Annotated in this window: 28 protein-coding genes and 2 pseudogenes; 16 read left to right on the top strand and 14 right to left on the bottom strand. The window is 67.7% G+C overall.

Going from position 1 to position 26,616, the window contains the following annotated elements; genetic code table 11:
- Positions 1-22: 22 nt before the first annotated feature.
- Positions 23-958 carry an SPFH domain-containing protein gene (locus CFB81_RS10090; RefSeq protein ID WP_089435201.1) on the top strand — a complete coding sequence of 312 codons (936 nt, stop codon included), beginning with the start codon at positions 23-25 and terminating at the stop codon, positions 956-958.
- A gap of 157 nt (positions 959-1,115) precedes the next feature.
- Here the strand turns inward: CFB81_RS10090 and smpB are convergent, their stop codons facing one another.
- Positions 1,116-1,562, bottom strand: a complete 447-nt coding sequence (gene smpB / locus CFB81_RS10085) for an SsrA-binding protein SmpB (protein WP_006478511.1) — start codon at positions 1,560-1,562, stop codon at positions 1,116-1,118.
- A gap of 99 nt (positions 1,563-1,661) precedes the next feature.
- Between smpB and CFB81_RS10080 the strand changes: the two genes are divergently transcribed.
- Both CFB81_RS10080 and CFB81_RS10075 read left to right on the top strand, forming a co-directional pair.
- Entirely contained in the window at positions 1,662-2,099 is a 438-nt protein-coding gene (locus tag CFB81_RS10080) for a type II toxin-antitoxin system RatA family toxin (RefSeq protein ID WP_006478512.1), read from the top strand.
- Positions 2,100-2,103: 4 nt separating this feature from the next.
- On the top strand, positions 2,104-2,427 hold the full coding sequence (locus CFB81_RS10075) for an RnfH family protein (protein WP_034207647.1): 324 nt from the start codon (positions 2,104-2,106) through the stop codon (positions 2,425-2,427).
- A 40-nt stretch (positions 2,428-2,467) separates the two neighbouring features.
- On the opposite strand, the gene CFB81_RS10070 is transcribed toward CFB81_RS10075, so the two are convergent.
- The 3 genes from CFB81_RS10070 to CFB81_RS10060 all read right to left on the bottom strand — a co-directional run bounded on the left by CFB81_RS10070 (position 2,468) and on the right by CFB81_RS10060 (position 5,487).
- A complete protein-coding gene (locus tag CFB81_RS10070) occupies positions 2,468-3,433 on the bottom strand; it encodes a DMT family transporter (RefSeq protein ID WP_089435200.1) in 966 nt (321 codons plus the stop codon).
- Positions 3,434-3,548: 115 nt separating this feature from the next.
- Positions 3,549-4,235 carry a glutaminyl-peptide cyclotransferase gene (locus CFB81_RS10065; RefSeq protein WP_069617654.1) on the bottom strand — a complete coding sequence of 229 codons (687 nt, stop codon included), beginning with the start codon at positions 4,233-4,235 and terminating at the stop codon, positions 3,549-3,551.
- Between the two features lie 31 nt (positions 4,236-4,266).
- Complete coding sequence (locus tag CFB81_RS10060) at positions 4,267-5,487, bottom strand: DNA-binding protein (protein WP_069617653.1); 1,221 nt, start codon at positions 5,485-5,487, stop codon at positions 4,267-4,269.
- Between the two features lie 114 nt (positions 5,488-5,601).
- On the opposite strand from CFB81_RS10060, the gene CFB81_RS10055 reads away from it, so the two are divergent.
- The 5 genes and pseudogenes from CFB81_RS10055 to guaA all read left to right on the top strand — a co-directional run bounded on the left by CFB81_RS10055 (position 5,602) and on the right by guaA (position 11,283).
- Entirely contained in the window at positions 5,602-6,366 is a 765-nt protein-coding gene (locus tag CFB81_RS10055) for a DUF899 domain-containing protein (protein ID WP_069617652.1), read from the top strand.
- Positions 6,367-6,394: 28 nt separating this feature from the next.
- Positions 6,395-7,209, top strand: a pseudogene (locus CFB81_RS10050) (DUF2182 domain-containing protein).
- A 280-nt stretch (positions 7,210-7,489) separates the two neighbouring features.
- A complete protein-coding gene (gene guaB / locus CFB81_RS10045) occupies positions 7,490-8,950 on the top strand; it encodes an IMP dehydrogenase (protein WP_089435199.1) in 1,461 nt (486 codons plus the stop codon).
- A gap of 6 nt (positions 8,951-8,956) precedes the next feature.
- Positions 8,957-9,556, top strand: coding sequence for a hypothetical protein (locus CFB81_RS10040; protein ID WP_089435198.1), 600 nt, complete (start codon positions 8,957-8,959; stop codon positions 9,554-9,556).
- Positions 9,557-9,663: 107 nt separating this feature from the next.
- Positions 9,664-11,283, top strand: a complete 1,620-nt coding sequence (guaA, locus tag CFB81_RS10035) for a glutamine-hydrolyzing GMP synthase (protein WP_089435197.1) — start codon at positions 9,664-9,666, stop codon at positions 11,281-11,283.
- 214 nt (positions 11,284-11,497) lie between these two features.
- Here guaA and CFB81_RS10030 read toward each other — a convergent pair whose 3' ends face one another.
- A complete protein-coding gene (locus CFB81_RS10030; RefSeq protein ID WP_089435196.1) occupies positions 11,498-12,115 on the bottom strand; it encodes a PolC-type DNA polymerase III in 618 nt (205 codons plus the stop codon).
- A 154-nt stretch (positions 12,116-12,269) separates the two neighbouring features.
- On the opposite strand from CFB81_RS10030, the gene CFB81_RS10025 reads away from it, so the two are divergent.
- Positions 12,270-12,857 (top strand): 2'-5' RNA ligase family protein, encoded by a 588-nt coding sequence (locus CFB81_RS10025; RefSeq protein ID WP_069617647.1) that lies wholly within the window; start codon positions 12,270-12,272, stop codon positions 12,855-12,857.
- A gap of 82 nt (positions 12,858-12,939) precedes the next feature.
- Here CFB81_RS10025 and CFB81_RS10020 read toward each other — a convergent pair whose 3' ends face one another.
- From CFB81_RS10020 to CFB81_RS09985, 9 genes and pseudogenes are all read right to left on the bottom strand, one after another.
- Positions 12,940-13,389: an acetyltransferase gene (locus tag CFB81_RS10020; RefSeq protein WP_089435195.1), complete on the bottom strand. Its 450-nt coding sequence runs from the start codon at positions 13,387-13,389 to the stop codon at positions 12,940-12,942.
- Positions 13,390-13,478: 89 nt separating this feature from the next.
- Positions 13,479-13,952 (bottom strand): NUDIX hydrolase, encoded by a 474-nt coding sequence (locus tag CFB81_RS10015; protein ID WP_089435194.1) that lies wholly within the window; start codon positions 13,950-13,952, stop codon positions 13,479-13,481.
- 49 nt (positions 13,953-14,001) lie between these two features.
- A complete protein-coding gene (locus CFB81_RS10010; protein ID WP_089435193.1) occupies positions 14,002-14,886 on the bottom strand; it encodes an NAD(P)-dependent oxidoreductase in 885 nt (294 codons plus the stop codon).
- Between the two features lie 106 nt (positions 14,887-14,992).
- Positions 14,993-15,271, bottom strand: coding sequence for a gamma-butyrobetaine hydroxylase-like domain-containing protein (locus tag CFB81_RS10005; RefSeq protein ID WP_089435192.1), 279 nt, complete (start codon positions 15,269-15,271; stop codon positions 14,993-14,995).
- Entirely contained in the window at positions 15,268-16,263 is a 996-nt protein-coding gene (locus CFB81_RS10000; protein ID WP_089435191.1) for a HEAT repeat domain-containing protein, read from the bottom strand. The genes CFB81_RS10005 and CFB81_RS10000 overlap by 4 nt, the downstream gene beginning before the upstream one ends.
- Before the next feature lie 39 nt (positions 16,264-16,302).
- Positions 16,303-16,392, bottom strand: a pseudogene (locus CFB81_RS36790) (ABC transporter ATP-binding protein); the annotation flags it as partial.
- A 6-nt stretch (positions 16,393-16,398) separates the two neighbouring features.
- Positions 16,399-16,644, bottom strand: coding sequence for a ferredoxin family protein (locus CFB81_RS09995; protein WP_006490846.1), 246 nt, complete (start codon positions 16,642-16,644; stop codon positions 16,399-16,401).
- A gap of 11 nt (positions 16,645-16,655) precedes the next feature.
- The gene (locus CFB81_RS09990; RefSeq protein WP_089435190.1) at positions 16,656-18,395 is read right to left on the bottom strand and encodes a fumarate reductase/succinate dehydrogenase flavoprotein subunit; all 1,740 of its coding nucleotides are present in this window, start codon (positions 18,393-18,395) and stop codon (positions 16,656-16,658) included.
- Complete coding sequence (locus CFB81_RS09985) at positions 18,392-19,162, bottom strand: GntR family transcriptional regulator (protein WP_069617640.1); 771 nt, start codon at positions 19,160-19,162, stop codon at positions 18,392-18,394. Before CFB81_RS09985 ends, CFB81_RS09990 begins: the two co-directional genes overlap by 4 nt.
- Before the next feature lie 296 nt (positions 19,163-19,458).
- Between CFB81_RS09985 and CFB81_RS09980 the strand changes: the two genes are divergently transcribed.
- The 7 genes from CFB81_RS09980 to CFB81_RS09950 all read left to right on the top strand — a co-directional run bounded on the left by CFB81_RS09980 (position 19,459) and on the right by CFB81_RS09950 (position 26,435).
- The gene (locus CFB81_RS09980; RefSeq protein ID WP_089435365.1) at positions 19,459-20,682 is read left to right on the top strand and encodes an MFS transporter; all 1,224 of its coding nucleotides are present in this window, start codon (positions 19,459-19,461) and stop codon (positions 20,680-20,682) included.
- 276 nt (positions 20,683-20,958) lie between these two features.
- On the top strand, positions 20,959-21,360 hold the full coding sequence (locus CFB81_RS09975) for a DnaJ family domain-containing protein (RefSeq protein ID WP_027784729.1): 402 nt from the start codon (positions 20,959-20,961) through the stop codon (positions 21,358-21,360).
- Positions 21,357-21,953 carry a tRNA adenosine(34) deaminase TadA gene (gene tadA, locus CFB81_RS09970; protein ID WP_069617638.1) on the top strand — a complete coding sequence of 199 codons (597 nt, stop codon included), beginning with the start codon at positions 21,357-21,359 and terminating at the stop codon, positions 21,951-21,953. Before CFB81_RS09975 ends, tadA begins: the two co-directional genes overlap by 4 nt.
- 94 nt (positions 21,954-22,047) lie before the next feature.
- The gene (gene ldcA / locus CFB81_RS09965) at positions 22,048-22,986 is read left to right on the top strand and encodes a muramoyltetrapeptide carboxypeptidase (RefSeq protein ID WP_089435189.1); all 939 of its coding nucleotides are present in this window, start codon (positions 22,048-22,050) and stop codon (positions 22,984-22,986) included.
- A gap of 308 nt (positions 22,987-23,294) precedes the next feature.
- On the top strand, positions 23,295-23,999 hold the full coding sequence (locus CFB81_RS09960) for a GntR family transcriptional regulator (RefSeq protein WP_069617636.1): 705 nt from the start codon (positions 23,295-23,297) through the stop codon (positions 23,997-23,999).
- Positions 24,000-24,148: 149 nt separating this feature from the next.
- The gene (locus CFB81_RS09955) at positions 24,149-25,633 is read left to right on the top strand and encodes an NCS1 family nucleobase:cation symporter-1 (protein ID WP_089435188.1); all 1,485 of its coding nucleotides are present in this window, start codon (positions 24,149-24,151) and stop codon (positions 25,631-25,633) included.
- A gap of 10 nt (positions 25,634-25,643) precedes the next feature.
- Positions 25,644-26,435 carry an aspartate/glutamate racemase family protein gene (locus CFB81_RS09950; RefSeq protein ID WP_089435187.1) on the top strand — a complete coding sequence of 264 codons (792 nt, stop codon included), beginning with the start codon at positions 25,644-25,646 and terminating at the stop codon, positions 26,433-26,435.
- Positions 26,436-26,616: the final 181 nt, after the last annotated feature.

The following is a 26,616-nucleotide window of genomic DNA, read 5'->3' as shown; positions in this document are numbered from 1 at the left end:
TACAACAAGGAGGGAATATTTCATGGATTCGCTGATCATCTGGGTTGTCCTGCTCGTCATCGCGATCGTGATCGTGTCGAAGACGGTGAAGATCGTGCCGCAGCAGCATGCATGGGTGCTCGAGCGCTTCGGGCGCTACCACGCGACGTTGTCTCCCGGTCTCAATATCGTGCTGCCGTTCGTCGATCGCATCGCGTACCGGCACGTGCTGAAGGAAATTCCGCTCGACGTGCCGAGCCAGGTCTGTATCACGCGCGACAACACGCAGTTGCAGGTCGACGGCGTGCTGTACTTCCAGGTAACCGATCCGATGAAGGCGTCCTACGGATCGAGCAACTTCGTGCTGGCGATCACCCAGCTCGCGCAAACCACGCTGCGCTCCGTGGTCGGCAAGCTCGAACTCGACAAGACGTTCGAGGAGCGTGATTTCATCAACCACAACATCGTGTCGGCGCTTGACCAGGCGGCGGCGAACTGGGGCGTGAAAGTGCTGCGCTACGAGATCAAGGACCTGACGCCGCCGAAGGAGATCCTGCACGCGATGCAGGCGCAGATCACCGCGGAGCGCGAAAAGCGCGCGCTGATCGCCGCATCCGAAGGCCGCAAGCAGGAACAGATCAATCTCGCGTCGGGTGCGCGCGAAGCCGCGATCCAGAAGTCCGAAGGCGAGCGGCAGGCCGCGATCAACCAGGCGCAGGGCGAAGCCGCCGCGATTCTGGCGGTGGCCGAGGCGAACGCGCAGGCGATCCAGAAGATCGCGAGCGCGATCCAGTCGCAGGGCGGGATGGACGCGGTGAACCTGAAGGTCGCCGAGCAGTATGTCGGCGCGTTCGCGAATCTCGCGAAGCAGGGCAATACGCTGATCGTGCCGTCGAACCTGTCGGATATCGGCACCGCGATCTCGTCGGCGCTGACGATCGTCAAGAGCGCGGGGGCGGCGTCCGGCGCGAAGGGCTGAGCCCGACGGTCCGCCCGATGCCAGCGCGGTCGCCCGTTGCGCTCGTCATGCGGCGAATCGTCGCGCAGCCGGGCAAACGGCACGCGCGATTCAGGTAGTCCAAAGCAACACGGCCCGCTTCGAGCGGGCCGTGTCGTTTGCGGTGATGGCGTGCGCGTCAGGTGCCGGCGCGCATGATGCGCGCCTTCTCGCGTTCCCAGTCGCGTTTCTTCTCGGTTTCGCGCTTGTCGTGCAGCTTCTTGCCCTTCGCGAGCGCGATGTCGCACTTCACGCGGCCGCCCTTGTAGTGGAAGTTCAGCGGCACGAGCGTATAGCCGCGCTGCTCGACCTTGCCGATCAGCTTCTTGATTTCCTCGCGGTGCAGCAGCAGCTTGCGCGTGCGGACCGGGTCGGGCTTGATGTGCGTCGAGGCTTCGGGCAGCGGGCTGATATGGGTCCCGATCAGGAAGATCTCGGCGTTCTTCACCACGACGTAGCCTTCCTTGATCTGGCCGCGTCCGGCGCGCAGCGCCTTGACTTCCCAGCCCTCGAGCACGAGCCCCGCCTCGTAGCGTTCCTCGATGTGATAATCGAAGTGCGCTTTCCTGTTGTCGATGATGCTCATGAAAGGATCGGGCCAACTCGTTTAAAATCACGATTTTAGCAAAGCGGGGCGGGAATCGCCCGGCTTGGCGTTCCCCCTTTCAGCGATGCCGCGCGATTTATGGCAGATGTCCAGAAAACCGTATTGATCCGCCACTCGGCGGAACAGATGTTCGACCTCGTCACCGACGTGGCCGACTACCCCAATTTCCTGCCCTGGTGCGGCGGTGTCGAGGTTCGCCGTCAGGACGAGAGCGGGATGGAAGCGCGCATCGACATCAACTTCAAGGGTATCAAGCAGCATTTCGCGACGCGCAACACGCAGCAGCGTCCGACGCGCATCGACATGGAGTTCGCGGACGGGCCGTTCAAGAAGTTCACGGGTTCGTGGCGCTTCATCCCGCTGCGCGCCGATGCGTGCAAGATCGAATTCGCGCTGCACTACGAGTTTTCGAGCATCCTGCTCGAGAAGATCATCGGGCCTGTGTTCAGCCACATCGCGAACACGTTCGTCGATTCGTTCGTGAAGCGCGCGGACCAGCGCTACGGAAAGGGGTGACGCGATGCTGTCGATCGAAGTCTGCTATGCACTGCCGGACCGCCAGACGCTGATTCCGCTGTCGCTGCCCGAAGGGGCGACCGTGCGCTCGGCCATCGACGCGAGCGGCGTGCTCGCGCTGCACCCGGAGATCGATCTCGCGCACGCGAAGACGGGCGTGTACGGCAAGCTCGCGCCGCTCGATACGCCGCTCGTCGACCACGATCGCGTCGAGATCTACCGTCCGCTGATCGTCGATCCGAAGCTCGCGCGCCAGCGGCGCGTCGACAAGTCCCGCCGCGACGGTTCGATCGAGGGCCGCAAGTGGATGCACAAGGACGCGCGCTGACGCGTCGTTCGCGCTGACGGGCGGTCAAACGCCGCGGCGCTCAGTGGGCCGCGGCGTTTGCGTTTGTCGGTGCGCCGCCCGGCGTGTCGCCATGCTTTCGCACGGAGCCGTATACGCCGGCGAGCAGCAGCACGAGCGCGGCGATCTCGAGCGCATGCGGCATCCGCCGATCGTACACGAACGCGTACAGCATCGCGAACACGGTTTCGAACACGATCAACTGACCCGACAGCGTCAGCGGCAGCCGCTTCGACGCGGCGTTCCACAGCCCGTTGCCGAGCCACGACGCGCCGATCGCGAGCACGAGGTTCAGCAGCCAGAACAACTGCCAGCGCGATGCGGGCACGGCCGCCTGCACGGTGCCGGCCGGCAGCGCGAGGATCGCCAGCCAGCAGAGCCCGCCGATCAGGCCCGTCACGACACCCCACAGCACCGACCATTCGTTGCCGCCGAAGTGGTGATGGCGCTGCAGGTAGCGTGTGTTCGCCACCGCATACCAGGTCCAGCTCGCGAGCGCGCCCAACGCACAGGCGATGCCCGCGAGCTTCTGCGCGAGCGTCGTCGCGTGCGCGGCTTCGGACGTAAACAGATCGACGTTGATGCAGACGATGCCCGTGATCACCAGCACGAGCGGGGCAGCAAGCCGCCGCAGCGGCATGGCGCCGTGGTCGCCGAGGCCCGCGAGCGTGACGGTCACGGGCAGCACGCCGACGATCAGCGAGCTGGGCGCGATGCCGATCAGGTGCACGGCGCCGGACAGCAGCATGTAGTACGCGACGTTGCCGATGACGGCGAGCCTCACGAGGGCGACGAGATCCTCGCGGGTCAGCCGGGCGAGCAGCGAGCGCGCGGTCGGCAAGGCGGCCACGAGCGACACGAGGCCGTACATCGTGTAGCGGCCGGCGCTCAGCAGCAGCGGCGAGAAATCGGTCAGCAGCCGCGGCACGAGAAACACCATGCCCCACAGGGCGCCTGCCAGGACACCGTACACCACGCCGCGCTGCATCGACCGCTCCGAACGAATGACTGAAGTGCGCGCATGTTAGCGATGCCGTCGCGGCGGCGTCTTGTTCATTCCTGCACTCGGGGCATGGCGTCGAGCGGTTTCGACGGGCGGCGAATCAGTCCTTTGCCGAATCGGGTGTCGCCGCCGCGCCGTCACCGGCGGCACGCGTGCGCGCCGGGCGCCGCACGGTACGCAGCTTGCCGCTGTTGCCGCCGCCGCAGTAGAAGCGGTCGTGACCGTCGGATTCGAGCCCCGACACGCCGACACCGGCCGGCATGTCGATCTGCTCGAGTACTTCCCCCGTGCGCGGATCGATGCGCCGCAGGTCGCTCCGGTCGGCTTCCCACGTGCCGTGCCACAGCTCGCCGTCGACCCACGTCACGCCCGTGACGAAGCGGTTCGATTCGATCGTGCGCAGCACGGCGCCCGACTGCGGATCCACCTGATGAATCTTGCGTTCGCTGTACTGGCCGACCCACAGCGTGCCTTCCGCCCACGCGAGCCCCGAATCGGCGCCGCCGCCGGGCGCCGGGATCGTCGCGAGCACGCGGCCCGATTCGGGGTCGATCTTCTCGATGCGGTCCTCGACGATCTGGAACAGGTGGTGGCCGTCGAACGCGGTGCCCGCGTGCGCGGCGACGTCGAGCGAACGGACGATCGTGCCGCGCTCGGGGTCGAGCGCATTCAGCTTGTCGCCGGACGCGTACCACACGTGCTGCCCGTCGAACGTGACGCCGTGCACGCCGTCGACGCCCGGAAACGGGCCGTACTCGTGAAGGATGTCTGCAGTGGAGCGTTTCATGTTCGTTACCTCGTCGTTCGATGAGGCCATCCTAATCGCCCGGCAGCGCAACCGGGAGTAACAAGGTCGTCGCGAATCCGGGCAGCGGCGGCGTCATCCAGCGGCGCGCGCGTGCGCGGCCGAGCGCCTGCACCTTGCCGGTTTCCGCGAGCGCATCCAGCGCGCGCTGCACGGTACGCTGGCTGGCGCCGAGCGCGAGCGCCAGCGCGGAGCTCGACCACGCTTCGCCGTCGGCGAGGAGCGCGAGCACGGCCGCGTGCCGATCGTCGACCGGGCGCGCGAGGACGACGGTTTCGCGCACGCCGAGCGGTTCGAGCGCGAAGCCGCGCGGCGTCGCGACGACGTTCGCGAGCGGGCGCAGCACCGCACGCAGCCGGCCGATCTCCACACGCAGCCGCGCACGATGCGATTCGTCGGCCTGTTTCGCGCGGAACGCGGCGGCGACGAGCGCGTTTCTCGACACGTCGGCCGGCCACGCTTCGCCGAGCGCACGGGCGAGCACGAACAGCACCGGACGCCGCGCGAGCGACACGGTCGTGCGCGCATCGCGCACCGTGTGGCGGCATGCGTCGACGACCAGCGCATTCGACTCGAACAGCGTCTCGACTTCGTCGAGCGGCACGAGCCGCGACGTGCCGCGCGCGATGAGCCGAGCGGCCGGCGCGTCGAGCACGCGCGCGGCGGTGTCGACCTCGGCCGTCAGCGCGGCGATGCCGGCGGCGCGGGCGGCTGTCCGCGCACGGTCGAGCGCCGCACGGGCCGCGTGCGTACGGATGCGGCGCATCGCGATGCCGGCCGCGATCAATTCATGGGCGGCGCGCGATGCGGGCGGCAGCGGCGCGGGATCGAGATGCGCGAGCAGCCGCTCGGCCTCGTCGAGATGGCCGATCAGCAGCAAGCGGCGCACGCCGAGATAGCGCGCATGCGCGGCGTTCGCACGATCACCGTGCGCGTCGAGCGTCGCGCAGGCCGCATCGAGCGCGCGCGTCGGCCAGTGCAGGTCGCGCGACGCGAGCGCGATCTCGGCTTCCGCGACGACGCAGCGCGCCCGCGCGACCGCTTCCTTCGCGCCGAATGCGCGTGCGGCGCCGCGCACGAGCGAACGCGCGCGTTCGAAATCGCCGAGCTGCGCGAGCGCGATGCCGCGCAGCGCGAGCGCCGGCGCATCGTCGCGCAGCGCGACGCGGTTCAACGCGCCGAGCGCGTCACCGGCCGCGAGCGCGCGCGCGGCCGCCGTGATCAGCGAATCCATCCGAATCCCGACACACTTGTCACTCCCTGCGGTCCGATGCCGGCCACTAATCTAGCACCACGCACACGGCTCCGGATGCCGTGCCCGGATACCCATCGGAAGGAGGAACCTGCAATGACGACCCATCTCACCGGAACCCGCGACGAATGGCTGGCCGAACGCCGCGCGCTGCTCGACGCGGAAAAGGCGTTGACGCGGCAAAGCGACGAACTCGCGCGGCGGCGCCAGGCGCTGCCGTGGGTGCGCGTCGACAAAACTTACCGGTTCGATACCGAGGACGGCCAGACGACGCTCGACGACCTGTTTCGCGGCCGTTCGCAACTGCTCGTCTATCACTTCATGTTCGGCCCCGACTACAAGGCCGGCTGCCCGTCGTGCTCGGCGCTCGCCGACGGCTTCGACGGCTTCGCCGTGCATCTGGCGCACCACGACGTGACGCTCGCGGCCGTGTCGCGCGCGCCGCTCGCGAAACTGCTCGCATACCGGCAGCGGATGGGGTGGACGTTCCCGTGGGCGTCGTCGGTCGGCAGCGATTTCAACTTCGACTTCAATGTGTCGTTTACCGAAACGCAGCAGCGCGCGGGCGACGTCGAATACAACTATGCGCGGGCCGGCCACGCGATGGACATGGATCCGCCGCCGGCGCCCGTCGTGCAGTTCGCGGCCACGTGCGGCACCGACGCGCTCACGTATTCGCTCGACCGGCCGGGGATGAGCGCGTTCGTGCGCGAGGACGGCGCCGTCTATCACACGTATTCGACCTACGCACGCGGCCTCGACGGCTTGTGGGGGATGTACCAGTGGCTCGATCGTGCGCCACGCGGGCGCAACGAGGCCGGCCCGTGGTGGCGTCGTCACGACGAGTACGCGCGCGGCTGAGCGGGCCGGCGACGGGTGGGCATGCGCAATGACACGAACGACGACCGGGCTGAAAACCGGGCCGCCCGATCCGCGGGTGTTCGGCGCGGCGATCGCGGCCGTGTTCGCGGTCGCCGCGATGGCGTTGCTGGCGCAGCACGCGTCGATGGCGGAGATGGGCGGCGAACCGATGCCCGGCGGCTGGATGGCGTCGGCCGCCTGGCTGCGACCGTGCGGGCAGGGCGCCGGGCGCGCATTCGCCGCGTTCGCCGGAATGTGGGGCGCGATGACGGTGACGATGATGCTGCCCGTGCTCGCGCGCAGCTCTGGCATTACCGGCAGCGCATCGGCCCCTATGCGGCGGTGCGGCCGGCCTGGCTCGTCGTCGTCGCGGGGGCCGGCTACTTCTCGGTCTGGATCGCGCTCGGCGCGTTGGTGTTTCCGGCCGGCGCCGCGCTGACGACGGCCGCCGCGCGGCTGCCGGCGCTCGCCCGGACGATGCCGTTCGCGACCGGCGCCGTCGTGCTGGCCGCGGGCGGGCTGCAATTCTCCGGGTGGAAGGCGCGCCGGCTCGCGTGCTGCCGACACGCGGCGGTGCAAGGCGGACACCGGCCGCGGGCGGCGGCCGCCACGGCATGGCGGTACGGCGTGCATGCCGCGATCCGATGCGGCGCGTGTTGCGGGAACCTGATGGCGGTCGCGCTGGCGGCCGGCATGATGGATCTGCGCGTGATGGCCGCCGTCGCGGGGGCGATTGCCGCCGAACGCATGGCGCCGGCCGGCGGGCGCGTCGCGCGGATCGTCGGGTGCGGCGTGGTGGCGGCCGGCATCGCGATGGTCGCCCGCGCGGCCGGGCTGGCGTGAGGCGGGCAGGCAAGCCGCTTCGGCTGTGTGTCGCCGGGCCGTGCGCGGCCGCTGTCGTCGCGCCCGTGTGGCCTCGGCGCGACACGCGCACGTGCCGCCCGGCCAGCCCTTGCGCGAATGGTTCGACGCGGCCGTGAAACGAAAAGCGATCGAAAACGAACCGAACGGCGATCCGAACGATTCGGCCCCCGAACGGCCGAAACCGGCTAAGCCGTTGTTCGTGTTGTGAAAATTCACGGCGCTTCGCGTATAATTCGCTTTTGCGCCCATAGGATTTGCCATGCGTCTGATCCAAAAAGCACTCACTTTCGATGACGTGCTCCTCGTTCCCGCCTTCTCCGACGTTCTCCCGCGCGACACCAGCCTCAAGACCAAGCTGACCCGCAACATCTCCCTGAACATGCCGCTCGTGTCCGCCGCGATGGACACGGTCACCGAAGGTCGCCTCGCGATCGCGATGGCGCAGCAGGGTGGCGTCGGTATCGTCCACAAGAACCTCACGCCGGCCGAGCAGGCCCGCGAAGTCGCGAAGGTCAAGCGTTTCGAGTCGGGCGTCGTCCGCGACCCGATCACCGTGCCGCCGCAAATGAAGGTGCGCGACGTGATCGCGCTGTCGCGCCAGCATGGCATCTCGGGCTTCCCGGTCGTCGAAGGTCTGCAGCTCGTCGGCATCGTCACGAACCGCGACCTGCGTTTCGAAACGCGCCTCGACGAGCCGGTCAAGTCGATCATGACGCCGCGCGAGCGCCTCGTCACGGTCAAGGAAGGCACGCCGCTCGCCGAAGCGAAGGCGCTGATGCACAGCCACCGCCTCGAGCGCGTGCTGGTCGTCAACGACGCGTTCGAACTGCGCGGCCTGATGACCGTCAAGGACATCACGAAGCAGACCGAGCACCCGGACGCGTGCAAGGACGAACACGGCAAGCTGCGCGCAGGCGCGGCGGTCGGCGTCGGCCCGGACAACGAGGAGCGCGTCGAGCTGCTGGTGCAGGCCGGCGTCGACGTGATCGTCGTCGATACCGCGCACGGTCACAGCAAGGGCGTGCTCGAGCGCGTGCGCTGGGTCAAGCAGAACTTCCCGCACGTCGAGGTGATCGGCGGCAACATCGCGACGGCCGCCGCCGCGAAGGCGCTCGTCGAATACGGCGCGGACGCGGTCAAGGTCGGTATCGGCCCGGGCTCGATCTGCACGACGCGGATCGTCGCGGGTGTCGGCGTGCCGCAGATCAGCGCGATCGCGAACGTCGCGGAAGCGCTGAAGGGCACCGGCGTGCCGTGCATCGCCGACGGCGGCGTGCGCTTCTCGGGCGACGTGTCGAAGGCCCTCGCGGCCGGCGCGAACGCGGTGATGATGGGCAGCATGTTCGCGGGCACCGAAGAGGCGCCGGGCGACGTGTTCCTGTATCAGGGCCGCCAGTACAAGTCGTATCGCGGCATGGGTTCGGTCGGTGCGATGAAGGACGGTGCGGCAGACCGCTATTTCCAGGACAACTCGGCGAACATCGACAAGCTCGTGCCTGAAGGCATCGAAGGCCGCGTCGCGTACAAGGGTTCGGTCAACGCGATCCTGTTCCAGCTGGTCGGCGGCGTGCGCGCGAGCATGGGCTACTGCGGCTGCAAGACGATCGACGAGCTGCACGAGAAGGCCGAATTCGTCCAGATCACCGCGGCGGGCATGCGCGAGTCGCACGTGCACGACGTGCAGATCACGAAGGAAGCGCCGAACTACCACGTGGACTGATCGCCGATGAAACCGCTGCTGCGAGCCGTGCTGATCGTCGATGCCGTGCTGCTGCTGGCGTTCGGCGTGCTGTTCGTGCTGACGCCCTGGCAGGCGCTGTTCAACGCGCTGCAACTGGCGAACCTCCAGCCGGCGATGCTCGGCCAGGCGTTCGGTATCGCGCTGCTCGGGCTCGCGTGGCTCGCGTTTCATGCGGCGTTCAACGGCGACCTCACGGCGCCCGTCGCACGGGCGGTCGGCCACGTGTACTGGCTGACCGGCGTGCTGACCGTCGTGTGGTCGATCGGCACCGGCAGCGGGCCCGCGCTCGCGGCCGCCGGCCGGGTGTTGTCGGCGGTGGCCGGGGTCGCGTTGATCCTGCTCGGCCTCGGCGGCGTGCGCCTCGCATCGGCCGTGCGCCGGCGCGAGAAAGCACAGGCGCTCGAGGGCCGGGACGCGCAGCGTCCGGTCGAACCGGCGCCGGCCTCCGCGGTGCAGCCGCGGGTCGAGCCGGTCGTCAGCCGTCCTGTGGCGCCTTCGGCGCCGGCCGCGGCAGCCCCATCGGCCGCTTCCGAGCGCGCGTCAGGCAGCGTCGCGTTCGACGCGCGCCCGCCGTCGCAGGATTGACCGGCAATGCGTCGCGCGAGCCGCCTGCCGCCCGACGCCGCTGTCCATGCTTTTGACGCAGCGCTTCGTGCGCTGCTTTTCTTATTCTCTTCATCCCGTCCGCAGCCATGCACGACAAAATCCTGATTCTCGACTTCGGTTCGCAAGTCACCCAACTGATCGCGCGCCGCGTGCGTGAAGCGCACGTCTACTGCGAAATTCATCCGAACGATGTGTCCGACGACTTCGTCCGCGAGTTCGCGCCGAAGGCGGTGATCCTGTCGGGCAGCCACGCGAGCACGTACGAAGACCATCAACTGCGCGCGCCGCAGGCCGTGTGGGATCTCGGCGTGCCGGTGCTCGGCATCTGCTACGGCATGCAGACGATGGCCGTGCAGCTCGGCGGCAAGGTCGAGTGGAGCGACCACCGCGAATTCGGCTACGCGGAAATGCGTGCGCACGGCCATACGCGCCTGCTCGACGGCATCGAGGATTTCACGACGGCCGAAGGCCACGGCATGCTGAAGGTCTGGATGAGCCACGGCGACAAGGTGGCCGAGCTGCCGCCGGGCTTCGCGCTGATGGCGTCGACGCCGAGCTGCCCGATCGCCGGCATGGCCGACGAGGCGCGCGGCTACTACGCGGTGCAGTTCCACCCGGAAGTCACGCACACGGTGAAGGGCCGCCAGATCATCGAACGGTTCGTGCTGCAGATCGCCGGCGCGAAGCCCGACTGGATCATGAAGAACCACATCGAGGAAGCCGTCGCGAAGATCCGCGAGCAGGTCGGTGACGAGGAAGTGATTCTCGGCCTGTCGGGCGGCGTCGATTCGAGCGTCGCGGCCGCGCTGATCCATCGCGCGATCGGCGATCAGCTGACCTGCGTGTTCGTCGATCACGGCCTGCTGCGCCTGAACGAAGGCAAGATGGTGCTCGACATGTTCGAGGGCCGCCTGCATGCGAAGGTCGTGCACGTCGACGCGTCCGAGCAGTTCCTTGGCCACCTGGCCGGCGTGACCGATCCGGAAGCGAAGCGCAAGATCATCGGCCGCGAGTTCGTCGAGGTATTCCAGGCCGAGGCGAAGAAGCTGTCGAAGGCGAAGTGGCTCGCGCAGGGCACGATCTACCCGGACGTGGTCGAGTCGGGCGGCACGAAGACGAAGAAGGCGACGACGATCAAGAGCCACCACAACGTCGGCGGCCTGCCGGAAACGCTCGGCCTGAAGTTGCTCGAGCCGCTGCGCGACCTGTTCAAGGACGAAGTGCGCGAGCTGGGCGTCGCGCTCGGCCTGCCGCCGGAGATGGTGTACCGCCACCCGTTCCCGGGCCCGGGCCTCGGCGTGCGGATTCTCGGCGAAGTGAAGCGCGAGTACGCGGACCTGCTGCGCCGCGCGGACGCGATCTTCATCGAGGAACTGCGCGGCACGGTCGCGACCGCGCAGGATGCGGCGGCCGGCCTGTGCGGCGAGGCCGATGTCGGCAAGAGCTGGTACGACCTGACGAGCCAGGCGTTCGCGGTGTTCCTGCCGGTGAAGTCGGTCGGCGTGATGGGCGATGGCCGCACGTACGACTATGTGACGTCGCTGCGCGCGGTGCAGACGACCGACTTCATGACCGCGCACTGGGCGCATCTGCCGTATGCGCTGCTTGGTCGCGCGTCGAACCGGATCATCAACGAAGTGCGCGGGATCAATCGGGTGGTGTACGACATCTCGGGGAAGCCGCCGGCGACGATCGAGTGGGAGTGAGCATTCCGGCTGAATCGGCGTTCGATTCCGCTTGTGTCGTCGCGCATCGGTCGATGTCGCGATAGTTCGCAAGCGGATTGTCGGTTCGGTTGGCTTGCTGCCCCGGCTCACGCGGGAGCAAGAAGCGGCCTGGCAATTCATTGCCCGGCCGTTTTGCGTTAACGCGTGCAGTCAGTCAGCGCGCGTCGTGTTTCCCGTTCCGGGACCGGATACGTCATGCATGCGCCTGCCCAAGCGACCGCAAATACATCGGCACCTTCGCCTTGGTCGTCGCCTGCACCCGCGACATCAATGCGTGATCGATCCGATCCAGCCCATAAGTACGCGAAATATCCTGCTGCAACCGGCACCACAGATGCCCGGCCATCTCGGCATCGACCATCGCGCGGTGCGCACGGCCCGTTTGCGGCAACCGCAGCATCTCGGCGAGGCTCGACAGGCGGTGACTCCGCGCGTCCGGGTAGATCCGCCTCGCCACCAGCATCGTGCATGCAAACGCATGGTCGACCGACATGCCGAGCATCCCCAGTTCCGACTGCCAGAAGCGCTTGTCGAAGCCGGCGTTGTGGGCGACGACCGCATGCTTGCCGACGAACGCCGCCGCTTCTTTCATGACTTCGGACGCGGGCGGCGCCGCCGCGATCATGTCGTTCGTGATGCCGGTGAGCGCAACGACATCGGACGGGATGCGTCGGCCGGCATTCATCAAGCTCTGGAAACGGTCGACGACCTGCCCGTCGCGCAGCAGGATGACGGCAATTTCGGTTGCGCGGTCGCCCAGATTCGGCGACAGCCCGGTAGTTTCGAAGTCCAGTACCGCGACGGTTTGCATGGTTGAATTCGGGGGCTTCATCAGAGGATGTCGAGTGTGGCCGAGAGGGTAGCATCTTCGGGCGCGCGAACGGCGGATTCGTCGCGCGGCGAGCGAACAGGCTTCCCATTGACGATAATGAAAATTCCGCTCCAGGCCTGTCGGACATGCTGCCGTGACTCAACTGACGCTACCCGGCTTCGACGTACCGCCGCCGGTTCCCGTGCACCGCTTCTTTTTCGCCGTAATGCCGGACCCGGCCACGGCGGCGCGCATTACTGGCCTTGCCGAAAGCATGCTGCTGGAGAAGGACAGCTCGGTGAGCACCGAGCGTCTGCACATCACGCTGGGTTCTCTGGGGGACTTCGCTTATGTTCCCGACGCTAAGCTTGCGCGGGCCCGCGCGGTCGCGGATCGCATGGATGTACCGTCTTTCTCCGTGAGGTTCGACAAGATCATCAGCTTCAACAGGCGGTCCGGTCGTCAGCCGCTGGTCCTGACGGGGAAGGCCGGTCTGGAAGACTTGATCGATTTTCGACGGCAGTTGCGAGACGCGTTGAAACGGGCAGGTGTGCCTGTTTTTCCGTCGAGTTTTACCCCGCACGTGACGCTGCTGTATGGCGCACAGAGGCCCGACGAGTATCGGATCGAGCCGATTACTTGGACTGTGTTCGACTTCGTCCTGATCGATAGCTGGCTCGGCAAGTCGCACTACGACGTGTTGGGGCGCTGGCCGTTGACGGCCGGCAACGCCGCGGGATAACCGCGATACCGCAAGGGCGGTGTCGTTTCAGCGCATCCAGGCCTGCCCGGTGCCGGTGTTCCGTTCCTGCCCGGCCTCCGGCTCAGTCCCGACCACCCCCGCGATAACGAAGGTGAATCAGCGGATAAGGCCGCCCTTGTCCATCCCGCTCCGATCGCCCCCAGCGCTCGAATCCGAGTCGTTCATAAAATCTCGCCGCCGCGTCGTTCTGTTCGTTGACGTCGGTCGACAGGCCGGGGTGGCGCTTGAGCGCCTCTTCGACGAGCAACCGCCCGACACCCGCGCGATGGTGGGCGGGATCGACGAACAGCGCTTCCATGTGGCTGCCGTCGAGCAGCATGAAGCCGATCGGACGATCGCGCTCGTCGACGGCCACATCGAGCGGCGCGCCGGGCAGAAACGCGACGACTTCGGATTCGATCGTGCGACGGTCGTCATCGCTCAGGAAGTGATGCGTGGCGTCGACGGCATGGCGCCAGATATCCAGCACGCGTGTGCCGTCGGCCTCGGTGGATTGTCGAATTCTGATCATGGTTTGATGCGTGATGATTCGGTGCTCGGCGGGTGGCGGCTCCATGACGGAGCGAACGCGTCGCGGGATGCGCAAGTGACGGCGATGTGTCAGTCGGATGGCCGCCGCGTGCGCTCCAGCGCTGCAGCCCGCTCCATCGCCCGTCGCGCGACCTCCCGCACACCCGCGCTCATCGGTAAATCGTCGCGGTCGATCTCGTCGATCCCGAACCAGCGCGCGTCGAGCGCATCGTCGCCGGCGGCCGGCGTGCCGCGTAGCCATCTGCACAGCACCGCGACCATGATGAAATGCTGGCGCACGGCGCCGTGCGCATCGTAATCGAACGCATCCAGCGCGGTAAAGGTGTCGAGCGCCTCGACGTCGATCGTCGTTTCTTCGGCGACCTCGCGCACGACCGCATCCGCGAGCGGCTCGCCCGGTTCGATCTTGCCGCCGGGAAAGCCCCAGCAGCCCGCGTCGGGCGGATTTGCGCGGCGCACGAGCAGCACGTCGCGTTCGCGTAGCACGATGCCGATCACGGCGGGAACGGGGCGCAAGGGTACAGCGTTGCCAGGTGCGGACATGGTCGGGCCTACCCGTCGGTGCGAACGAACGCGTGAGCGTGCACGTCGCTCATCGCGCGTCCCCGGTACGCCGTTCGATCGCACGAATCACGGCGACCATGTCGGCCGCGCCGTGTCCGGCCTGCTCGGTCTCGCCGTAAAGCGCGTGGCAGATGTCGAGCAGCGGCGACGCGATGCCGATGCCGCGCGCGGATTCGGCGACGAGACGCGCATTCTTCAGCACGTCGGTAATCGCGGCCTGCACCGAGAAATCGTCCGCGACGAGCTTGCCGAGCTTCACGCGCGACACGTCGCTGGCCATCGGGCCGGCATTCAGCACGTCGGCGAAGCGCGCGAGGTCGATACCGTGACGTTGCGCGAAATGCGTGGCTTCGGCGAGACCGGTGACCATCGTGATCAGGAACAGGTTGACGGCGAGCTTCATCGTCAGGGCCGACGGCACGTCGCCGCACACGAAGCTGTCGCGGCACAGCGGCTTCACGAGCGCGCGGACGGCGCCGACGTCGTCTGGCGCGCCGGCCAGCATCACGACGAGCTGCCCGGCTTCGGCCGGCTTGCGCGAGCCCGACACCGGCGCCTCGACGTAGCGGCCCGACGCGGCGGCGATGTCATCGGCGAGCGCGCGCGAGTATTCGGGCGCATTCGTGCCCATGTTGACGATCGTGTGTCCGCCGACCCGGGCGGCAAAACCGGGCGTGCCGCGCGCGAGGGCGGCATCGATCGCCGCGTCGTTCGCGAGCATCAAAATCACGGTGCGGCAGGACCCGAATACGTCGTCGATGTCCCCGGCCACGCGTGCGCCGGCGTCGCGCAGTGCATCGTCGTTGCCGTGCGAACGGCTCCACACGACGAGCGGCGTGCCGGCCCGCGCGAGATTGAGCGCCATCGGCGTGCCCATCACGCCGAGACCGATGAATCCGACTGCGGTTTGCATGGTGCTGCTCCCACGGTAGCTGGTGACGATCGTGGAAGTCAGTATCGCAGCGTTTTCGCATGCTTGCCATGTGGCCCGCGCGAACGGGGAAGCCGCGTCATCGCCGCTACGCAAGGTTCGCCAGATACGGCCAAGGATAAATGCCGCGTGCATGACCGTCGCCGAACAGGAAGCGCACGCCGTAGCCGAGCGCTTCCACGCCGTCCAGTGTCAGGCCCGGCCGCGCGTCGATGTGGCCGCCGTCGAGCCGGACCTTTCGGCATTCCGCACACGGGCAGTCGCTGCGCAACCGCGCATAGCCGATACGTTGCGTGGCGCCGTCGGGCCAGCGCAGCGTCAGTGCGTGCGCCGGGTGATCGAGTGCGATGTCGGCCGGCGCGATCATCGCGATGCGTCGTCGATCTGTCCGATCGCGATCCGCACGGCCTTGCGGACTTCGGGGTCGCGATCGCCGAGTGCATCGTGCAGCGCGGGCAGCGTCGCCCGGTCGCGCAATTCGCCGAGCGCGAGGGCGGCTTCCTTGCGCAGATTGCTGATCGCATGCGGGAGCAGCGCGACGACGGCCGATGCCGCGGCCGCATCGCGCAATTGTCCGAGCGCACGCACGGCGCGCACGCGCACTTGCCAGTAATCGTCGTCGAGCGCGGCGACGAGCGGGTCGCGCGCAACGGCGGCGCGCAGCTTGCCGAGCGTGGCCGCCGCTTCCTCGCGCACCTGCCATTCGGCGTCGTGCAGCGCCGCGAGCAACGCGGTGACGACGGCCGCATCGCCCGCCGATGCAAATCCGATTGCGCCGACCGCCGCGCGCCGCACGTCGGCATCGGCATCCGTGGTCGCGATGCGCGCGAGCGGCGACAGCGCGCGGCCGTCCTTGAGCCAGCCGAGCACGACGACCGCTTCTGTGCGTACGGCAGCGGCGCTCGCGTCGAGCGCGCGCAGCGCGGGCGAGAACGCGTCGGGGTCGCGCAACTCGCGCAAGCCGCGCAGCACGGCGGCGCGCACGAACGGCTCGGGTCGGTCGGCCCACCGGCACAGCACGGCGCCCGATGCCGCGTCCTTCAGATCGGACAGGCTGTGCGCGGCGGTCGCGCGCACGCCGTCGTCGGGATCGAGCAGCGCGTGGCACAGCGCGTCGACGACATCGGGTTGCTCCCATGCGCCGAGCACGCGTGCGGCCTCGCTGCGTACGTCGGTCGACGGGTCGTCGCGCAGCGCCGCGACGAACGACGGCACGAGTTCGGGCGCTTCGAGATCGGCGAGTTCGAGCAGTGCGATGCGGCGCACCGACGCATCGGCTGCGGCGAGGCGCGCGATGAGCGCGGCATGATCGGCGGCCGGCACGCCGGGCGACGGGAAAGCGGAGGAAGAAGCGGTCATGGAGCAAAGTCGGTGCGGTGAATGGGCCAGTACGCGCGCTCAGGCGGCGTTGCGCAATAGCGCGAGACAGCGGCGCTTGATGTCGATGAATACGGGCTCGGTCGTGCTGTCGTCGGTGTCGGGCCGCGCGCCGTGTCAGCGCAGCAGGTACGGAATATCGACCTTGACCGCGCCGGTCGGGCAGTCGCGTTCGCACGGCATGCAGTACCAGCATTCGTCGAACTGCATGTACGCCTTGCCCTTGGTGACGTCGATCGCGAGCAGGTCGAGCGGGCACACGTCGACGCACACGGTGCAGCCCTTGTCGGCGATGCACAGCGACTCGTCGATCGTCACGGGCGCGCTGCTGCGCTGGAAGATGTCGTGCGGGGTATGGGGCATGGCAAGGTTCCCTACAGGGCGGCCGCGAGCGCGGCCGGTTCGCGGATGCGCAACTGCGCGTAGGCGCCGCGTTCGTCGTCGGCGAGCGGCACGACGTAGGGTTCGACCGGCCGCTTCTCGCTGCGCATCGCGCCCGCGGCATCCTTGCGCAGCCACGTGTGGCAGAACCATTCGGCATCGTCGCGGTGCGGAAAATCGACGCGATGGTGGTACAGCCCCCAGCGGCTCTCGGTGCGGAACAGCGACGCGCGCGCAGCCATTTCCGCGCAGTCGCGGATCGCGCGCACTTCGGCCGCACGCATCAGTTCGTGTGGATTGTTCGCCTTTATTTCTTTGATGTCCTCAGTAATGCCGTAAAAACGTTGCAGCCCGATTTCCATCTTGCGCGTCACCTTCGGCGGTTGCAGGTAGTCGTTCACCATCCGGCGCAGCTTGTACTCGACCTGAGCCGGCGCGAGGCCGCGCTCGCGCTGCAGCGGCGCGAGCACGCGGGTGCGTTCGGCATCGACCTGTTCGTCATCCACCGGCGCATGTTCGCGGCCGGCCACGTAGTCGGCCGCGTTTTGCCCGGCGAACCAGCCGTACGTGAACGCACCGAGCATGTAGTTGTGCGGGACGGCCGCCATGTCGCCGGCGGCGTACAGCCCCGGCACGGTCGTCTCCGCGCGCGCATTCACGTACACGCCCGATGCGCTGTGGCCGCTGCAGAAACCGATCTCGGAGATGTGCATTTCGACCATCTGGCTGCGGTAGTCGGTGCCGCGCCCCGCATGGAAGCGGCCGCGGCTCGGCCGTTCGTTCGTATGCAGGATCTGCTCGATGGTGCGGATCGTTTCTTCAGCGAGATGGTCGAGCTTCAGGAACACGGGGCCGTTGCCGCTCTGCAGTTCCTGGTAGAACTCCCACATCATCTGGCCGCTCCAGTAGTCGCATTCGATGAAGCGTTCGCCCTTGCCGTTCGCGGTGAAGCCGCCCAGGGGCCCCGTCACGTATGCGCACGCCGGGCCGTTGTAGTCCTTGATCAATGGATTGATCTGGAAGCATTCGAGGTTCGCGAGCGCGGCGCCCGCGTGATAGGCCATCGCGTAGCCGTCGCCCGCGTTGGTCGGGTTCTCGTACGTGCCCATCAGGTAGCCCGACGCCGGCAGGCCGAGGCGGCCGGCCGCGCCGCAGCAGAGGATGACGGCCTTCGCACGGATCACGTGGAAATCGGCGGTGCGGCAGTCGAAGCCAAGCACGCCGCTCGCGCGGCCCTGCGCGTCGGTCAGCACGCGCGTCGCGACGATCCGGTTCGTGATCGCGATGCGGGCGCGCTTCAGTTGCCGGTACAGCACCTTCTTGATGTCGTGGCCTTCCGGCATCGGCAGCACGTACGAGCCCATGTGGTGGACCTTCTTCACCGCATAGTCGCCGGTGCCGTCCTTCTCGAACTTCACGCCCCAGCGGTCGAGTTGCTCGATCGTCGCGAAGCTGTGCGTCGCGTACGCGTACACGGCTTCCTGGTCGACGATCCCGTCGTTGGCGATCGTGATCTCGCGCGTGTACTGCTCGGGCGTAGCATGACCGGGGATCACCGCGTTGTTCAGGCCGTCCATCCCCATCGAGATCGCGCCGCTGCGTTTGACGTTGGCCTTCTCGAGCAGCAGCACGCGCAGGGACGGATCGCGCTCTTTCGCCTTGATGGCCGCCATCGGGCCGGCCGTGCCGCCGCCGACCACGACGATGTCGTATTCGTGCACATGGGTATTCATCGCGGGTTCCTTGCAGGTTTGCGCGCCTTTTGCCGGTCGACGCGCAACCGGTACTGGAAGGCGTCGCCGCGGAAGTAGAGGTATTCGTAGTCGATCGGCGCGCCCGACGCGTCGTGCGTGAGGCGCTCGATGCGCAGCACGGGGCTGCTTTCCTCGACGTGCAGCGCGTCGACGATTTCGTCGTCCGCGAGGATCGCGTCGATCGACACGTCGGCATGACCGAGCGGGATGCCGCAGTCGTTCTCCAGGATCAGGAAGATGTCGCGGGTGGCGAGATCGGCGCCGGCGAGGCGCTTGCCGAGCGCCTCCGGCACCCAGGTCTGTTCGAGCGACACGGGTTCGCGGTTCAGCAGCCGCACGCGATGGATCTCGACGAGCGGCGCGCCTTCGGGCACGTTCAGCTTCGTCGCGAGATGGCGATCGGCCTTCACGGTGCGCAGGCTGCGCAACTGGTTGACGATCTCGTAGCCCATCGACGACATCGCCTCGGCGAAGCCCTGCAGCGACGTCACGTTCTGGAACGCCTTCGGCTTCGACACGAACGTGCCCTTGCCGTGCAGCTTGAACAGCAGGCCTTCCTTCTGCAGATCGCCGAGCGCCTGGCGCACCGTGATGCGGCTCACGTCGAACATCGCGCAGAGCGCGTGCTCGGACGGCATCCGGCTGTGCGGCGCGTAGGTGCCGTCGAGTATGCGCGCGCGCAGCGTGTCCTTGATCTGCACGTAGAGCGGGGCCGCGGACAGCGGCACGACGTTGGGCGGGTTCATCGGTCAACTTGTTATGACAAGATGGGGCGAGTGTAGCCAGCGCAAGTGCGTGCCCCAACCAACGATTTCTGATTTCGAATTTCCCGTTGAGGAAAAGTGGGGCGCGCGATCCGACCCTTGCGAGCCGCGCGCAATCGCCGACAATAAAAATCCGCGGACCACGCGCCTCGCATGTCGATTTCCCGATGCGTCGCCCGTCGTATCGATATCGACCGGGCAGTGTGCCGCGCCATGCGGCCGGCAGCCGGTTTCCGCAAATGGCGCAACGAACCAGGAGAGGCCACATGACACGCCACATGCCGGATTCCCGATACCGCTGGGTGATCGTCGCCGCGGGCGGCCTGATGGGCTGCGTCGCGATCGGCGCGATGTTTTCGTTGCCGGTGTTTCTACGGTCTATCGCGCGCGATACGGGCTGGTCGATGACCGGCATTTCCGCCGCGATGACGCTTGGTTTCATCGCGATGGCGTTCGCAAGCATGGCGTGGGGCAGCCTGTCGGACCGCGTCGGTACGCGGCCGGTGGTCATCGCGGGCGCCGTGCTGCTGTCGGCGAGCCTCGCGCTGGCGAGCCGCGCGCCGTCGCTGCTCGTGTTCCAGTTGACCTTCGGCCTGGCCGTCGGCAGCGCGACGGCCGCGATATTCGCGCCGATGATGGCGTGCGTGACCGGCTGGTTCGATACGCACCGCAGCCTCGCGGTGTCGCTCGTGTCGGCCGGCATGGGGATGGCGCCGATGACGATGGCGCCGCTGGCCGCGTGGCTCGTGTCGGTTCGCGACTGGCGCACGTCGATGCTGCTGATCGCCGCGCTGGCGGCCGTCGTGATGATTCCGGTATCGCTGCTCGTGCGCCGGGCGCCCGCGCTCGATCCTGGATCCACGCACGCGGCGGCTGCGCCTGCGTCCGCCGGCGCGCCCGCCGCGATGTCGGTCGCGGATGCGCTGCGCTCGCCGCAGTTCATGGTGCTCGTGCTGACCAACTTCTTCTGCTGCGCGACGCATTCGGGCCCGATCTTCCATACGGTCAGCTACGCGGTAACTTGCGGGATTCCGCTGATCGTCGCCGTGTCGATCTATAGCGTCGAAGGGCTCGCGGGCATGGGCGGCCGGATCGCGTTCGGGATCCTCGGCGATCGGCTCGGCGCGAAGCGCATGCTGGTGGCGGGGCTGCTCGCGCAAGCGCTGGGCGCGCTCGGCTACTACTTCGTGCGCACGCTCGACGGCTTCTACGCGGTCGCGACGCTGTTCGGTTTCATCTATGCGGGCGTGATGCCGTTGTATTCGGTGCTCGCGCGCGAGAATTTCCCGCTACGAATGATGGGTACCGTGATCGGCGGCTGCGCGATGGCCGGCAGCCTCGGGATGGCCGCGGGCCCGGTTGCCGGCGGGCTGATCGTCGATGCGTTCGGCAGTTACGGCTGGCTGTACCTCGGCTCGTTCGTGATCGGGATCGGCGCGTTCCTGATCGCGACGATGTTCCGCCCGTTCGCGAAGGCGCGGCCGGAAACGGCGGCTGCGTGATCGGGCAGCGGGGGATGCGCATGGCGTTTTCACCGCGTCGACAGCGGTCGGCTGTATCGGCGGGATAAGAAATGGGTCCGGCTACGCGTTCCATTTGCACGCGTCCAAACCGCGCTCAGCCTGTTGCGGCGCAGCAGAGCGGCAACCGACGCCGATCGGCACGCATGCGCGGCGATTCGGCCCCTAAAAACACAATATCGAGCATGTATTCGAAGGGCCTGTCATACCGGCGTCACCCTGCTAGAATTCGGCCTGCCGCATTGTTCCGATTGACTGATGAGATTGCTTGACGCCCTGGTCGAACAACGTATTGCCGCCGCCGCCGCGCGGGGCGAGTTCGACGATTTGCCGGGTACCGGCGCGCCACAGGCGCTGGATGACGACCTGCTCGTGCCCGAGGAGGTGCGCGTGGCCAACCGTATCCTGAAGAACGCGGGCTTCGTGCCGCCGGCCGTCGAGCAACTGCGCGCGCTGCGCAACCTGCACGACGAAGTGCAGGCGGTCAGCGACCGTGCCGCGCGCTGCCGGCTGCAGGCGAAGATCCTTGCGCTCGACATGGCGCTCGAATCGTTGCGCGGCGGCCCGATGGTGATGCCGCGCGACTACTGCCGACGCATCGCCGAGCGCCTGTGCGAGCGCGGGCTCGACGACGCGCCCGCCGAAGCGGGGACGATGTGACGTCCGACGCGCTGCACGACGCAGCACGCTCGGCAGCCGCCGCGGCCGCTGACCCCGCCGCCGATTCTCCCGTTCCCGAAACCGCGCCCGTCTCGGCGCGGGATCTGCATTTCATGCGTCTTGCGCAGGCCGCCGCCGAAGAGGCGCGCGCGGCCGGTGAAGTGCCGGTCGGCGCGGTGCTCGTGCGCGGCGACGAAGTGATCGCCCGCGGCTTCAACCATCCGATCGGCGGACACGACCCGTCCGCGCATGCCGAAATGGCCGCGTTGCGCATGGCCGCGCAGCATCTGCAGAATTACCGGATGCCCGGCTGCGAACTGTACGTGACGCTCGAGCCGTGCCTGATGTGCGCAGGCGCGATCATGCACGCCCGCATCGCGCGGGTCGTCTACGGCGCGGCCGACCCGAAGACGGGCGCGTGCGGCAGCGTGATCGACGCATTCGCGAATCCGCAGCTGAATCACCACACCGCAGTGACCGGCGGCGTGCTCGCCGACGAATGCGGCGCCGCGCTGAAGTCGTTCTTCGCCGAGCGCCGTCGCGCGCTGCGCGACGCGCGGCTCGCCCGCGACGCCGAATCCGGCGCGTCATAGGCTGCGTCCCGCCGCGCCCGGCGTGCACGGTTTTCGTGAACCGGACACGGTTCAGGCCCTCTAAGCAGGTTTGACGACCCCGACACCCTTCGCCATGTCCTTCCAGCCCGCCGCGTCCTACACCATCCGCCTGCTGGCGCCGTCCGGCTATCCGCACGACCCCGACGCGATCAACCGCGCGCTCGAGCGCCTCAGCACCGCGCAGCAACGCATCGAGAACATCGAGGCGACGCAGCGGCGCTTCCAGCGTTTCGGCGGCACCGACGGCGAGCGGGCAGGCGACCTGAACCGGCTCGCCGATCCCGAACGGCCGCTGCCGGACATCGCGCTCGCGGTGCGCGGCGGCTACGGCGCCGCGCGCATCCTGCACGGCCTCGACTATCGCGGGCTCGAACGCCGGTTGCGCGACCAGCCGGTCGCGCTCGTGGGTCACAGCGACTTCACGGCGATTCAACTGGCGCTCTACGCGAAGGCGCGCATCAAGACGTTCGGCGGCCCGATGCTGTCGGCCGACTTCGGCGCTCAAACGCCGAGCGACTTCACGATGCAGCATTTCTGGCAGACGCTGACGCAGTCGAGCACGACGATCATCGCCGACGCACCGCAGGTGCAGGCGGTGAACGTGACGGGCACGCTGTGGGGCGGCAACCTCGCGATCCTCACGTCGCTGGTCGGCACGCCGTACATGCCCGATATCGAAGGCGGGATCCTGTTCATCGAAGACGTCAACGAGCAGCCGTTCCGGATCGAGCGGATGATCTATCAACTGCACCTGTCGGGGCTGCTCGCGCGGCAGCAGGCGCTCGTGCTCGGCCAGTTCACCGGCGCACGGCCGTTCGAGTACGACAACGGCTACGACATGCAGGCGATGATCGACCAGGTTCGCGCGGTGGTCGGCATCCCGGTCGTCACGGGGCTCCAGTTCGGCCATGTGCCAGATCTGCTGACGCTGCCGTTCGGCGCCCACGCGCAACTGGTCGCGAATGCGCACGGATTCCGGCTCACGCTGTCCGACTATCCGCATCTCGGCTGATGCCGGCGCGATCGATCGAAAGGCGGGGTTTCCCGCCTTTTTCTTTATGTAGTTACGCAACTAACGGTCAATATTTTTCGTTGGCGCCTACGGGCGCTTCGCCCGTTTTTGCACCAATTTTGTCAACAAAATAAGCGGGCGGGCATACGACGAGAGGGGCCTCCATTTTGCCTGTCAGGCTTGTATTGCTTGGATGTTGTGCGCATTGCACCGAATAGGAACACGCTCGCGCACATCGATTGTGCGAAATACTTCAAAAGAATTGTTGACAATCTTTATGTCCACCCTAGGATGAGGACCATCACACGATGCAGATCATGAACGAGCCCGATTCCTCCCCGTCCGGTGCGACCAGCCCCGAAGCGATCGCCGAGCGGATCCGCACCGCGATCCTCGAGCATCGGCTCGCGCCTGGCGCGAAGCTGACGGAGGCGCAGCTCTGCGACGTGTTCGGCGTGAAGCGCGGGACGATTCGCCAGGCGCTCGCTCAGCTCGCGACCGACAAGCTGGTCGACCTCGAGCCGAACCGTGGCGCATTCGTCGCGAGCCCGACGCTGCAGGACGTGCACGAAGTGTTCGAGATGCGCCGGATCATCGAGCTTGCCGTCGTCGAGCGGCTCGCGACCGGCCCCGGCGCCAGGCGGCTGAAGGGCGTCGCGGCGCTGATCGACAAGGAACGCAAGGCGTTCGAGCGGCACGACTTCGCGGCGTGGATCCGGCTGTCGGGCGAATTCCATACGGCGCTCGCGACGCTGATGGGCAATGCGACGCTCAGCGAGTGCCTCGAAGGGCTCGTCGCACGCTCGACGCTGATGTCGGCGCTGTACGAATCGCACGGGCGCAGCCCGTGCTCGTGCGACGACCACGACGAGATCCTCGCCGCGCTGGAGGCGGGCGATCCTAAGCAGGCGGTGACGCTGATGGCGCGCCACCTGCAGCATGTCGAACTGAAGATGCTGGACCGGCCCGCGCAAGGGCAGGTCGATTTGCGCGAAGTGTTCGGCGGCGCCTGAGCGGCGACGCGAACCCGGCCGCGCGCCACACGACGAGCGCAATGCAGGCCTGCGGTGTTTGCCGCGGGCCGCGGGTCCGACTCCGGGCGATGATCCGGAGCGATATCGATGACGGTGGAGCGGCCTGTCGGCCGCGTCAAGGAGAAGTCATGGCTCAGTTCAGTGTGGCACACGACAGCGCCTATCCGGCGGAAGAAGGCGGCGAGGGCGGCGGTCCGGCACTGCCGGATGGTTACAGCGAACGTCTGTACAACGAAGATTTGGCACCCCTTAAAAATCAGACATGGGGTTCGTACAACATCTTTGCGTTCTGGATGTCCGACGTGCACAGCGTCGGCGGCTACGTATTCGCGGGCAGCCTCTTCGCGCTCGGGCTGACGAGCTGGCAGGTGCTGATCGCGCTGATCGTCGGCATCGGCCTCGTGAACGCGCTGTGCAACCTGATCGCGCGGCCGAGCCAGCAGATCGGCGTACCGTATCCGGTCGCGTGCCGCGCGACGTTCGGCGTGCTCGGCGCGAACGTGCCGGCGGTGATCCGCGGGCTGATCGCGATCGCGTGGTACGGCATCCAGACCTATCTCGCATCGAGCGCGCTCGTGATCGTCGTGCTGAAATTCTTCCCGCAATGGCTGCCGTATGCGGACGTTCATCGCTACGGCTTCCTCGGGCTGTCGGCGGTCGGCTGGGCCGGCTTCATGCTGCTGTGGGTGCTCCAGGCGTTCGTGTTCTGGAACGGGATGGAGACGATCAAGAAGTTCATCGACTTCGCGGGCCCGGCCGTCTATGTCGTGATGTTCATCCTCGCCGGCTACATGGTGTGGCGCGCGGGCTGGCGCAACATCGGCATCAACCTCGGCGGCGTCAAGTATCACGGCGCGGAAGTGATTCCGGTGATGATCACCGCCGTGTCGCTCGTCGTGTCGTACTTCTCCGGGCCGATGCTGAACTTCGGCGATTTCTCGCGCTATTGCCGCTCGTTCGGCGACGTGAAACGCGGCAATTTCTGGGGGCTGCCCGTCAACTTCCTCGCGTTCTCGCTCGTCACGGTGATCACCACCGCCGCGACGCTGCCGGTGTTCGGCGAACTGATCACCGACCCAGTCGCGACGGTCGGCCGCATCGACCATCCGACCGCGGTGATCCTCGGCGCGCTGACCTTCACGATCGCGACGATCGGCATCAACATCGTCGCGAACTTCGTGTCGCCGGCGTTCGACTTCTCGAACGTCGCGCCGCGCCTGATCAGCTGGCGCGCGGGCGGGATGCTCGCGGCCGTCGCGTCGATTTTCATCACGCCGTGGAACCTGTTCAACAACCCGGCCGTGATCCACTACACGCTCGACGTGCTCGGCGCGTTCATCGGCCCGCTGTACGGCGTGCTGATCGCCGACTTCTACCTCGTCAAGCGCGGCCGTCTCGTGCGCGACGACCTGTACACGATGTCCGAAAGCGGCGCCTACTGGTATACGGGCGGCGTGAACCGCCGCGCGCTGGCCGCGCTGTTGCCGGCCGCGGTGATCGCGGTCGTCTGCGTGATGGTGCCGGGCTGGCAGGCCCTCGCGAATTTCTCGTGGTTCATCGGCGCGGGGCTCGGCTTCGCGTTCTATCGGCTGCTCGCGAGCGCGAACGCGTAAGGAGCGTGCGATGAAGATCCGACTGATCAATCCGAATACGACGCAGCGGATGACCGACGCAATGGGCCGCTGCGCGCGCGAGGTCGCGGCTGCCGGCACGGAGATCGTGGCCGTGAGCCCACCGATGGGGCCGCCGTCGATCGAAGGCTATTACGACGAGGCACTCGCGACGCCCGGCCTGCTCGCCGAAGTCGCGCGGGGCGAGCGCGACGGCTGCGACGCGTACGTGATCGCATGTTTCGGCGATCCGGGCCTGTACGCGGCGCGCGAGCTTGCGCGCGGGCCGGTGATCGGCATCGCCGAGGCCGCGATGCATGCGGCCAGCGTGCTCGCGCCGGGCTTCTCGGTCGTCACGACGCTCGCGCGGACCTGCGGGATGGCGTGGCACCTCGCGGAGCGCTACGGGATGAAGCGGTTCTGCCGCAACGTGCGCGCGACCGACGTCGCGGTGCTCGAACTCGACCGGCCCGGCTCGGCCGCGCGCCGGATCATCGTCGACGAATGCCGGCGCGCGCTCGACGAGGACGGCGCCGACGCGATCGTGCTCGGCTGCGCGGGGATGGCCGAATTCGCGCACGAGATCGAGCAGCAGATCGGCGCGCCGGTGGTCGAGGGCGTCACGGCGGCCGTGAAGTGGGCCGAGGCGCTCGTCGCGCTGCGCCTCGCGACCGCGAAGCGCGGCGACTACGCGCGGCCGCTGGCGAAGCGCTACGACGGCGCGTTCGCCCGCTTCAGCCCGCCGGACGGGGAGGCGGCCGAACCTCCGCCGAATTTGCCGCAACCGCACATACACACCGTCTGACATGCACTATCTGCGCCGCTGTATGGGCGCGTATCAACGTTTTCGCTACACTGGGCCGTCATCGCATCGGCTCGCGCGGCCGGCCGCCGGCACCGCGCAGTCGATGCGAACCCGTTATTCGAGCCCGCTCATCCGGCCTGCTCATTCAGCCTGCTCATTCAGCCCGTTTTCGCCGCACTTC

Origin of the sequence: Burkholderia sp. AU28863, assembly GCF_002223195.1 — a bacterium.
Taxonomy (GTDB): domain Bacteria; phylum Pseudomonadota; class Gammaproteobacteria; order Burkholderiales; family Burkholderiaceae; genus Burkholderia; species Burkholderia sola.
Note: the sequence above shows the minus strand (reverse complement) of the source record. Positions and strands in the feature narration are given on the sequence as shown.